The 10,982-nt window shown below is 69.9% G+C and carries 8 protein-coding genes and 1 pseudogene; 5 read left to right on the forward strand and 4 right to left on the reverse strand.

Annotated features, from left to right (window positions below):
- Window positions 1-203: pseudogene (locus B9S61_RS06055) on the forward strand (rhamnogalacturonan lyase); the annotation flags it as partial.
- Here B9S61_RS06055 and B9S61_RS06060 read toward each other — a convergent pair.
- Both B9S61_RS06060 and B9S61_RS06065 read right to left on the reverse strand, forming a co-directional pair.
- Window positions 160-465, reverse strand: coding sequence for a cellulose binding domain-containing protein (locus B9S61_RS06060; RefSeq protein WP_103541267.1), 306 nt, complete (start codon window positions 463-465; stop codon window positions 160-162). The pseudogene B9S61_RS06055 and the gene B9S61_RS06060 overlap by 44 nt on opposite strands.
- 256 nt (window positions 466-721) lie before the next feature.
- Window positions 722-3,637 (reverse strand): glycoside hydrolase family 48 protein, encoded by a 2,916-nt coding sequence (locus tag B9S61_RS06065; RefSeq protein WP_103541262.1) that lies wholly within the window; start codon window positions 3,635-3,637, stop codon window positions 722-724.
- A 493-nt stretch (window positions 3,638-4,130) separates the two neighbouring features.
- Between B9S61_RS06065 and B9S61_RS06070 the strand changes: the two genes are divergently transcribed.
- From B9S61_RS06070 to B9S61_RS06080, 3 genes are all read left to right on the forward strand, one after another.
- A complete protein-coding gene (locus B9S61_RS06070) occupies window positions 4,131-5,834 on the forward strand; it encodes a glycoside hydrolase family 6 protein (protein ID WP_103541263.1) in 1,704 nt (567 codons plus the stop codon).
- Between the two features lie 167 nt (window positions 5,835-6,001).
- Entirely contained in the window at window positions 6,002-6,982 is a 981-nt protein-coding gene (locus B9S61_RS06075) for a trans-aconitate 2-methyltransferase (RefSeq protein ID WP_103541264.1), read from the forward strand.
- 68 nt (window positions 6,983-7,050) lie between these two features.
- A complete protein-coding gene (locus tag B9S61_RS06080; protein WP_103541265.1) occupies window positions 7,051-7,755 on the forward strand; it encodes an SDR family oxidoreductase in 705 nt (234 codons plus the stop codon).
- A 60-nt stretch (window positions 7,756-7,815) separates the two neighbouring features.
- Here B9S61_RS06080 and B9S61_RS06085 read toward each other — a convergent pair whose 3' ends face one another.
- Both B9S61_RS06085 and B9S61_RS06090 read right to left on the reverse strand, forming a co-directional pair.
- Complete coding sequence (locus tag B9S61_RS06085; RefSeq protein WP_308457751.1) at window positions 7,816-8,643, reverse strand: aldo/keto reductase; 828 nt, start codon at window positions 8,641-8,643, stop codon at window positions 7,816-7,818.
- 85 nt (window positions 8,644-8,728) lie between these two features.
- The gene (locus tag B9S61_RS06090; RefSeq protein ID WP_103541266.1) at window positions 8,729-10,555 is read right to left on the reverse strand and encodes a long-chain fatty acid--CoA ligase; all 1,827 of its coding nucleotides are present in this window, start codon (window positions 10,553-10,555) and stop codon (window positions 8,729-8,731) included.
- A gap of 232 nt (window positions 10,556-10,787) precedes the next feature.
- On the opposite strand from B9S61_RS06090, the gene B9S61_RS41500 reads away from it, so the two are divergent.
- Window positions 10,788-10,982 (forward strand): hypothetical protein (locus tag B9S61_RS41500; RefSeq protein ID WP_219819894.1); only part of this gene is annotated, 195 nt, incomplete at its 3' end.

The raw sequence follows: 10,982 nt of genomic DNA on the forward strand, positions 1-10,982 counted from the left end.
AGGCCGCGACCGCCCGCCAGGTCGAGAACCTCGACCGCGGTGTGGTGAGCGTCCACACCGGCAGCGGCAACCTGGTCAGCCGGTGCCGGCTCGGCACCGATCCGGACGATGCCGCCTTCAGCGTCTACCGGGCCGGCACCAAGGTCGACCCGGCCCCCGTCACCGCCTCGACCACCTACTTCCACGCCGGTGCTCCCTCCCACGCCGTGATCCGGCCGGGCACGTGCGGCTCCCTGGTGTTGCTGGTGGAGTGGAGGTCTCATGCTCCACCAGCGGTTCTCGTCGCACCGTGCGGGCCCGGTCACCCAGCTCGAACGCCGGTGGTGCCGTGTTCGCCGCCGACCGGGTGGCCGTGAAGGCGAAGGTGGCGCAAGAACCCGGGGCCACCGCGCCGTTCCAGTCGGTGTTGCGTACGGTCACCGCCGGGCCCGACCGGGAGAGGGACGCGTGCCAGAGCCGGGAGATCCTCCGGCCGTCCGGGAAAGGTGGAGGTGGAGGTGGAGGTGCAGGTGTCGGCGGCGAGCCGGGTGGCCGGCTCCGGGGGCGCCGGTGAGGACACGGGCTCTTCGCAGGGCGCGTTCCTTCCTCACGGGGGAAGGGGGAGGTGGAGGTGGAGGGAGCGTGCGAGGACCGGGCGGCCCCCCGTGCGCGAGAGGGCCGCCCGGCCGGTTGGTGGCCCCGGCGTCAGGTGCCGGGGCCGGTACGCGGAGCGCCGACGGGGCTACTCGAGGAGCTCCGCGTACGAGCCCATGGCCAGGGCGATGTCGGCCTGGGCCCAGAACCGGTGGTACGTGAACGTGGGTGCGGCGCCGCCCGCGAGATAGCTCTCGATCTTCGACCAGGCGGGGTCGTCCTGGTAGAAGGACCGGATCGACGCGAAGGTCGACGACGAGTCGATCGTGTCGCCGTTCGGCATGGTGCCGCTCCAGCCGCTGGGGACGTACACCGGGTCGTCGAAGCGGTTGTAGTCGGCGCGGGTCTCCGGGACGGCGATGCCGAGCGCGTCCTGGTTGTTCTCCCACATGCCGTCCAGCAGCGCCTTCGCCGTGGTCGCCGCCTCGGTGTCACCGGAGCGGTCGGCGTAGTACGTCAGCGTCTTGGCGTAGGCCGCCGCCACACCGACGTCGTCGGTGTAGTCCGCGACCGTGACGTGCAGGCCGCCGTTGTCGCCTGGGGACGAGGAGTTCCAGGTGTCGGGCTGTCCCGACCACTGGAGCGTCGACGGCATCAGGAACGAGCCGTCCGGGTTGACCGTGGTCTCCGACAGCGCCCAGTCGACCCACCTGTCGAGGACGACCCCGGCGTCGGCGTCACCCGTCTGCTGGTAGTACTCGGCGACCCGCTCCATGGACCACGCCTGGAAGCCGAACCACTGGTTCGACGGCGGGTCGTGGTACACCGGCTTCTCGTCGTAGTACATGCCGTAGAACGTCGCCGTCCCGGCCGGCGGTGCCGCGTACCGGCCCCCCCAGCTGTTGGTCGCGCCACCCGCGATCGCACCCTCGTCGGACTGCAGCCAGCGGTAGAACTCCAGCTGCCGGTCGAGGGACTTGCCCCAGTCCGCGGCGCCCGTCGACGACTTGGGCCTCAGGTCCGGGTAGGAGCTGAGCGCGTACGCGGCGAGGGGGTTCTGGTAGCCGCCGTGCGCGTGGCTGGAACCGATGCGCCAGGCCCAGCCCGCCGACGTGTCGGTGGCGCCGCCCCAAGCGTAGTACCAGGACATCAGATAGTGCGAGGCGTCCTTGCCTGTGCCGGCCGGGCAGGACGCGCTGGTGCAGTTGCCGACCTTCTTGAAGTACTTGTCGTACATGGAGTAGCGCAGGTAGTCGCCCATCTTGGCCGCCTTGGCGACGGTGCCGGCGATCTCTGCGTCCTTGCCCTGTTCCCCGGCCCACAGGTCCGCCCAGTACGCGGCCTGCACGGCGCGCGCGTCGGCGTCCGGGGCGTTGGTGAACTTCCACTGCTTGGCGTACGAGGCGTCCTTGGTGAACAGGTCCAGATAGCCGTTGGTGCCGCCGTACTCGAAGGCGTCGCAGGTGGGCTGTGGGACGGTCTCCCACACCGACTCCTGCGGGCCGCGCTGGAAGGTGTTGATGTACGACGGTCCGGTGTCCGCCGGACCCGCCTCGCACTTGCCGGGCGCGTTGCCGTAGCCGTACACGTTGTCGACGTCCTGGAGCCAGTGCATGCCGTAGACGTCGTCCGTGCCGTAGGCGGACCTCAGCTCGGCCGCGATGGGGTCGGAGCCGACGGACACACCCGGGTCGAGCTGGGACGGGTACTCGTTCGGGGTGTCGTGTTCGGGCGCGTACGTGGCGGGCTTCGAGGCGTTGTAGAAGGAGTTCGTCGGCTGGTCGGCGTGGGTCGGGATCATGAACTTCTCCATGACGTCCCAGGCCCCGTTGAACTTGGACCAGTCACCGGTCACCTTGCCGTACATCGCCTGGAGCCAGATCAGGTAGCTGTACGCCTCCGAGGTGGTCTCGTGACCGTGGTCCGGCGCCTCGACGATCAGCGTCTCGACCGAGTGGTACGGGACGCCCTCGGGGGAGAAGTAGCCGTTGGCCGGGTCGGTGATCTTCCCGTACAGCTCCAGGAAGCGCGCGTCGTACGTCTTCGACGCGCCCAGCTGGGTCACGGTGACCGCCGCCTTGGCGTGGCCGGGGGCCGAGGACTCGAAGACGGCCGAACCGCTGCCGGAGTCGTCGGCGGCGATCGTCACGTTCCGTGCGGTGCTCCAGTTGGACGGGGTGAAGGTGAGCGAGGAGCCGGCGGACACCGAGAGACCGGAGTTGCCGCTCGCCCGCGAGGTCGTGACGGTCACGTCCGAGCTCGGCTGCTTGGACAGCTTCACCGCGTAGGTGCCCGACTCGCCTTGCTGGACACCCAGTTGGGTCGGCGTGGCGACCACGGCGGGACCGGAGGCGACCGTGATGCCGACCGGGGCCGAGTTCGCGGAGGCACCCATGCTGTCGTACGCCTTCGCCACCAGTGAATGACTGCCCACGGTCAAACCTGCGACCGAAAGAGTGAAGGGGGCGCTGGTGTCGGTGCCCAGCAGTTCGGTGTCGTCGTAGAACTCCACCTCGGTGATCGTCGCCTCGTCGGCCGCCGCGGCGGTGGCCGCGAGCGGGACCGTCTCGCCCTGGGTGTAGACGGCGCCGGCCTCCGGGCTGGTCAGCACGGTGATCGGTGGCTGATGGGCGTCGGCGCAGGTGGTGCCGTTGACCGCGAAGGACGTGGGTGCGGCGTTGCTGCCGCTGTAGCTGAACTGGCCGCCGGTCGTGACGGCCGCGCCGGCGGCGATCCGGGCGTTGTACCCGGCGTCCTTGACGGTCACGGTCGTTCCGGACTGCGACCAGGCGCCGTTCCAGCCGTTCTGCAGAAGCTGGTTGCCCGTGTAGCCGTACGTCAGGGTCCAGCCGTCGATAGCGTCCGTACCACGGTTGGTGAGGGTCAGCTCCGCGGTGAATCCGGACCCCCAGTCGTTCGTCTTGTAGTCGACGCTGCACTGGACAGCCGCAGCCTGAGCGGGAGTGGTGCCGGTCGAGAGCATCGTCAGCGGGAGCGCCAGAGCCGCCGCGGCGGCCGTTAACAGCCGCCGGACGCCGCTGCGTCTCCTGGGTGGGGGATGCATGGTGCTGGTTCCTCCTGCGACTCGGTCATGTCAAGCCTTGAACCAGTGGGAGCGCTCCCATCATGAGGATGGGACGGTGAACGGTCAAGCCTTGTGGAGCATCGGGGAGGATTCGGCGGTGTGAGTCCAGCGAAAGTCGGCAGCCCCCTGTTCTTCACCGTCACTAGGCGCTAGCTTCGAGGGCACCAGTGGGAGCGGTTCCATCAGTCGACGTGTCGATCATGACGCGTCCGAGCTGCAAGGAGACGCTCATGCGCCACCCCCCGCGTTCAGTACTTCTAGCCACCCCCGTGCCGGAGTGGAGCACCTGACGCGGGGTCGCTCGTTCCCGTGGGATCCCCTGCCGTCAGTGCTGCACACGCAAACTCCCCGCCGGCCTCACCGGCCGGTCCCGGCCAGGCAGGAACGGCATTCCCACCCGTAAGGCACCAGGCCGCGCGATCGTCCGCGCGCGCCCCGAAGGACAGCCCCCTACGGATAGGAAACCCGCACCATGAGTCGCACCAGAACCGCGCTCCTCGCCGCCACGGCGCTGGTCGCAGGCGCCACCGGAACAGCGATCGCCGCCGTCCCCGGCGACGTCGGTGTGTCAGCCGTCCCCTGCACCGTGGACTACACGGTGCAGAACCAGTGGGACACCGGCTTCACCGCCTCCGTGAAGGTCACCAACAACGGGGCCGCCAAGTCGTCGTGGGCCGTGAAATGGTCCTACGCCGGCAACCAGAGGGTCACCAGTGGCTGGAACGCCAAGATCACCCAGTCCGGCGCGAACGTCACAGCCGCCAACGAGTCCTACAACGGTACGCTCGGCACCGGAGGTTCTGCCACCTTCGGATTCCAGGGCACCTACAGCGGCAGCAACACCGTCCCCGCCACCTTCACCCTCGACGGCGTCACCTGCAACGTCGACTCCGGCGGCCCGACCGATCCTCCCGGCGAGGGCGAGCGGGTGGACAACCCCTACGACGGCGCCCAGGTCTACGTGAACCCCGAGTGGTCCGCGAACGCCGCCGCCGAGCCGGGCGGCAACCGCATCGCCGACGAGCCCACCGGTGTCTGGCTGGACCGCATCGCGGCCATCAACGGTGCGGGCGGCAAGATGGGCCTGCGCGAACACCTCGACGAGGCGCTGACCCAGAAGGGATCCGGCGAACTGGTCTTCCAGGTCGTCATCTACAACCTGCCCGGCCGTGACTGTGCCGCCCTCGCCTCCAACGGCGAGCTCGGCCCGACGGAGATCGACCGCTACAAGACCGAGTACATCGACCCGATCGCGGAGATCCTCTCCGACCCGAAGTACGCCGCGCTGCGCATCGTCACCACCGTCGAGATCGACTCGCTGCCCAACCTGGTCACCAACGTCAGCCCGCGGGTCACCGCCACGCCGGAATGTGACGTCATGAAGGCCAACGGAAACTACGTGAAGGGCGTCGGCTACGCCCTGAACAAGCTCGGCGACGCCCCCAACGTCTACAACTACGTGGACGTCGGCCACCACGGCTGGCTGGGCTGGGACGACAACTTCGGCCCCTCGGCGCAGTTGTTCAAACAGGCCGCGAGCGCCGAGGGCGCGACCGTCGCCGACGTGCACGGCTTCATCGCCAACACGGCCAACTACAGTGCTCTGAAGGAGGAGCACTTCTCCATCAACGACAACGTGGCCGGCAAGTCGGTGCGTGAGTCGGCGTGGATCGACTGGAACCGCTACACGGACGAGCTGTCCTACGCCCAGGCGCTGCGCAACCAGTTGGTCTCCCTCGGCTTCGACTCGAACATCGGCATGTTGATCGACACCTCACGCAACGGCTGGGGGGGTCCGGACCGGCCCACCGGTCCCGGCGCCACCACCAGCGTGGACGCCTACGTCGACGGGGGTCGCTACGACCGCCGGATCAACACCGGCAACTGGTGCAACCAGGCGGGTGCGGGACTCGGCGAACGGCCGCAGGCATCCCCGGAGCCCGGGATCGACGCCTACGTCTGGGTGAAGCCTCCGGGTGAGTCCGACGGGTCCAGCGAAGCCATCGACAACGACGAGGGCAAGGGCTTCGACCGGATGTGCGACCCCACGTACACCGGTAACCCGCGCAACAACAACCACATGTCGGGTGCGCTGGGCGACGCCCCGGTCTCCGGGCACTGGTTCTCCGCCCAGTTCCAGGAGCTGATGAAGAACGCGTACCCGCCGCTGTCGTGACGGGCTGACCAACCGGTCCGCCGGGACCGGGCCGGCCAGGCCCGGACCCGGCGGACCGCCGCACACCTCTTACCTCGGACGTGTCTTTGCGGTAGTGGCAACATCGGTTGCCCGTCTCCGGTGCGTCGTCGCACCCTGACGGCATCCGAGCGGAGAGGCTGACCACCATGGCGCACCACCACCATGACGAGCACGAGCCAGAGCGTGAGCACGAACGCAGGCACGAGCACGAACGCAGGCACGAGCAAGAATCCGAGCCCGAGCCCGAGTACGAGCACCACGAGCGCACGCACGGTCACGACCAGGGCGACATCGACTGGGCCGAGATGGCCCCCCTGCTCGAGGCTCAGGCGGAACTGTTCATCCCGCTGTACGAGCGCGCCCTCAGCTGGCTGGCGAAGGAGGTGACGGAACCGGGACTGATCGTGGACGCGGGCAGTGGTCCCGGCGTCATCTCCGGTCTGTTCGCCGACACCTTCCCGGGTGCGCGGGTGGTGGCCGTCGACGGTTCCGAGGTCCTGCTGGAGCGGGCCCGTGCGCGGGCGGAGCGCCAGGGCGCGGCCGACCGGTTCGGGACGCTCGTGGGTGAACTCCCCGAGGTGCTCGGTGAACTGGACTACCCGGCCGATCTGCTGTGGGCCAGCCGCAGCGTGCACCACCTGGGCGACCAGAGTGCCGCGCTGGCCGCCTGCGCCGAGCGGCTGGCGCCCGGCGGCACCCTCGCGGTGATGGAGGGCGGCCTGCCGGCCCGGTTCCTGCCCCGTGACATCGGATTCGGGCGGCCGGGGCTCCAGGCGCGCATCGACGTGGCGGAGGAGGACCGGTTCACCCGGATGCGCGCGGAACTGCCGGGCTCGGTGGCCGCCGTCGAGGACTGGCCCGCCCTGCTGGCCTCGGCAGGCCTGCACCACACCCGCTCGCGCACCTTCCTCCTGGACCTCCACGCGCCGGCCACGGACCGCGCCCGCGCCTATGTGACCGCCGCCCTCACGCGCACCCGCGAGGTCCTCGCCGAGGACCTGGACGCCGACGACCGAGCCACGCTCGACCGGCTCCTCGACCCCGGCGACCGGGCGAGCGTGCATCACCGGCCCGATGTGTTCGTCCTGGCCGCCCACACGGTCCACTCGGCCGTGCGGCCCGTATGACGACTTGACTTCGAGAACGCTCCACGTGATGGACTCCCCGGCACACCACGCACACACAGGGGGTTTTCATGACCGACGATGCTCGGGTCGCACTCATCACCGGCGGCGGCTCCGGCATCGGTGCCGCCGTCGCACGGCGGTTGCTGGACGCGGGACAGCGGGTGGCCGTCACCGGGCGGAGTGAGGCACGGCTGCGCCGCTTCGCGGAGGAAGCCGGTGAGCCGGAAGCCCTGTTGACCCTGCCCGGCAACGCCGCCGAGTACGACGACGTGCGCTCGGCGGTCGGCGCCGCGCTGGCGAAGTTCGGCCGGCTGGACACCGTCGTCGCCAACGCGGGCTTCGCCACCGGCGATTCGGTCGCCGAGGGCGACCCCGCCGGGTGGACCGACATGGTGCTGACCAACGTCCTCGGCCCGGCCCTGCTGATCAGGGCGTCCATCGACGCCCTGAGGGAGACCCGCGGACGCGTCGTGCTGATCGGCAGCGTCGCCGGGTTCGTGCCGACGCCGGGCAACCTGTACGGGGCGACCAAGTACGCGGTGACCGGGCTCGCCGAGAACACCCGGCGGCAGGTCACCGAATGGGGCGTCGGCGTCACCCTGATCGCGCCCGGCCGTGTGGAGACCCCGTTCTGGGACGCCCACGGCGGCCTCCCGCCGGGCGAGCTGCTCACCGCCGGCCAGATCGCCGACTCCGTCGTGTGGGCCATGGGACAGCCGGCCGGAGTCGACGTCAACACCGTCGTCGTACGGCCCCTCGGGCAGCCCAACTGACCGGCACCGCACGGACGGACGCGGACGGCTCTCCGGGGGAGGCCGTCCGCGTGCCCGGTGTCAGCTGACGTCCGCCGGGTGCGGACCCAGCCGCCGGTCCTCGTTCAGCGCGCTGATCGCGGCGAGGTCCTCGGCGTCCAGGGTGAACCCGAACACGTCGAAGTTCTCCTCGATCCGGGACGGCGTCACCGACTTGGGGATGACGACGTTCCCCAGCTGGATATGCCAGCGCAGCACCACCTGCGCCGCGGTGCGGCCGTGCTTCCGGGCGATCGCCACGATCGCCGGGACCTCCAGGATGCCCTTGCCGGAGCCGAGCGGCGACCACGCCTCGGTGGCGATGCCCCGCTCCGCGTGGTACTCACGCGCGGCGTGCTGCTGGAGGTGGGGGTGCAACTCGATCTGGTTGACGGCCGGGACGACGGACGTCTCGGCCGCCAGCTGTTCCAGGTGCTCCGGCAGGAAGTTGGACACGCCGATGGCGCGGACCCGGCCGTCGGCGAGCAGCTTCTCGAACGCCTTGTACGTGTCGACGTACCGGCCTCGGGCGGGCACCGGCCAGTGGATGAGGTACAGGTCCACATGGTCGAGGCCGAGCTTCGACAGGGAGGTGTCGAAGGCGCGCAGGGTGGAGTCGTACCCGTGGTCGCTGTTCCAGAGCTTGGTGGTGACGAAGAGGTCCTCGCGCGGCACCCCGGAGTTCGCGATGGCCCGGCCGGTGCCCTCCTCGTTGCCGTAGGCCGCCGCGGTGTCGATGCTGCGGTAGCCCGCCTCCAGTGCGGTCGCCACGGCCGTCTCGGCCTCCGTGTCCGGCACCTGCCAGACGCCGAACCCCAGCTGAGGCATCTCGACGCCGTTGTTCAGGATGATCGGGGGGACCTTGCTCACGAGCGTTCTCGATCCTTCGGTTGGGGTCGGTTGTTACCCCCATCGTCAACGATCACGGACCGTGGCGCATTCCTGACCCGGGAATTCACGCGCGGTAGAGCATGTCGACCTCGTCCTCGTACGCCTTCTCGATCGCCCTGCGCTTCAGCTTCAGCGACGGTGTGAGCAGCCCGTGCTCCTCGGTGAACGGCTGCGCCAGGATCCGGAACGTACGGATCGACTCGGCCTGCGAGACCAGGGTGTTGGCCGTGACCACCGCACGCCGCACCTCCGCCTCCAGATCGGCGTCGCGCACCAGCTCGGCCGGTGACATGGCCGGCTTGCCGCGCATCGTCAGCCAGTGCTCGACGGCCTCCTGGTCCAGGGTGACCAGCGCCGCCACGTACGGGCGGTCGTTGCCGACCACGATGCACTGGTTGACCAGCGGATGGTCACGCACCCGCTCCTCCAGCACCCCCGGCGAGAGGCTCTTGCCGCCCGAGGTCACCAGGATCTCCTTCTTCCGCCCGGTGATGGTCAGATAGCCGTCCTCGTCCAGGGAACCGAGGTCCCCGGTGGCCAGCCAGCCGTCGTCCAGGGTCGCGTCGGTGGCCTCGGGATTGTTGAGATAGCCCTCGAAGACGTTGGTGCCGCGCAGCCAGATCTCGCCGTCCTCCGCGATGTGCACGGTGACTCCCGGGATCGGCTGCCCGACCGTGCCGTAGCGGGTGAGCTCGGGCGGGTTGACGGTGGCCGCCGCCGTCGACTCGGTGAGACCGTACCCCTCGAAGACGTGCACGCCCGCGCCCGCGAAGAACAGCCCGAGCCGACGGTCCATCGCCGAGCCTCCCGACATGGCGTGCCGGATCCTGCCGCCCATCGCGGCACGGATCTTGGAGTAGACGAGCTTGTCGAAGAACTGGTGCTGCATGCGCAGCGCCGTGGACGGGCCGGGACCGTCGCCCCACGCCTTCGCCTCCATCGCGTCCGCGTACCTGACGGCCACGTCGACGGCCTTCTCGAACGGCCCCGCCCGGCCCTCCCGTTCCGCCTTGCGGCGCGCCGCGTTGAACACCTTCTCGAAGATGTACGGCACGGCCAGGAAGAAGGTCGGCCGGAACGCGGCCAGATCGGGCATCAGCGCCGCCGCGTGCAGCTGAGGCTGATGGCCGAACCTCACCCTGCCGCGGATCGCCGCCACCTGCACCATCCGCCCGAAGACGTGCGCGAGCGGCAGGAAGAGCAGCGTCGACGCCTCGTCGCCCCTGCGGGAGTGGAACACCGGCTCAAAGCGCTCGATGACGGTGTCCGCCTCGTACATGAAGTTGCCGTGCGAGAGCACACAGCCCTTGGGGCGGCCTGTGGTGCCCGAGGTGTAGAGGATCGTCGCCACCGAGTCGGGCGTGACCGCCTGCCGGTGCCGGTGCACCACGTCGTCGTCCAGATGCGCGCCCGCGTCGTACAGCTCCTGCACCGCGCCCGCGTCGAGCTGCCACAGCCTGCGCATCCGGGGCAGCCGGTCGATGACGGTGGCGATCGTCATCGCGTGGTCCTCGTGCTCCACGATCGCGGCCGTCACCTCCGCGTCGTACAGCATCCAGCAGCACTGTTCGGCGGAGGAGGTGGGATAGACGGGGACGACCATGGCGCCGATCGTCCACAGCGCGAAGTCGAACAGCGTCCACTCGTAGCGGGTACGGGACATGATCGCGACCCGGTCGCCGAACCGGATGCCGCCCGCGAGCAGCCCCTTGGCGAGCGCGAGCACCTCGTCGCGGAACTCGGCGCTGGACACGTCCCGCCACCGGCCGCCGTCGTCCTTGCGGCCGAGCGCGATGCGCGCGGGGTCCTCCTCGGCGTACCGGAAGACCACGTCCGCCAGACCGCCCACCGGGGGCTCCAGGGCAGACGGAGGGTTGGTGAACTCGCGCACAGCCGCATCCCGCCCCTCGGTGCTCGGACCCCTGCGCGACGTCGTCGTCCCGCGCAGCGCCGTGAAAGCTACCCCACGAGGCCCGGGGGCGGGAGGGGGCCGGAAATCGGTCGTGGTTCCCGTCCGTGCTGGTCAGGGGAGGAAAATGCGCTCACAAGGGGAAGGGTCGGACAGAAACCTGACCGTAGAGTAAGTTTCGGTGGAGCTATCTCCACCGAATCTGTACGACCCCATGACCGCCCTTTGGGGCGCGGTGGCGGGTCCCGCCGATCCGAACGCGGGTAAGACTCGGATCGTCGCCGCTGTCGCCGCTGTCGCCGCTGTCGCCGCTGACGTCGCTCTCAACGCGCCCGTCGCAAGCGGCCGGTCACCCCCGTCCGCCCCGGTGCAGCCGGTCGCCGCCCGCGAGGATCGCCGCCGCCAGCGC

Source organism: Streptomyces sp. SM1 (assembly GCF_002910825.1).
In the GTDB taxonomy this organism is placed as follows: Bacteria; Actinomycetota; Actinomycetes; order Streptomycetales; family Streptomycetaceae; genus Streptomyces; species Streptomyces okerensis.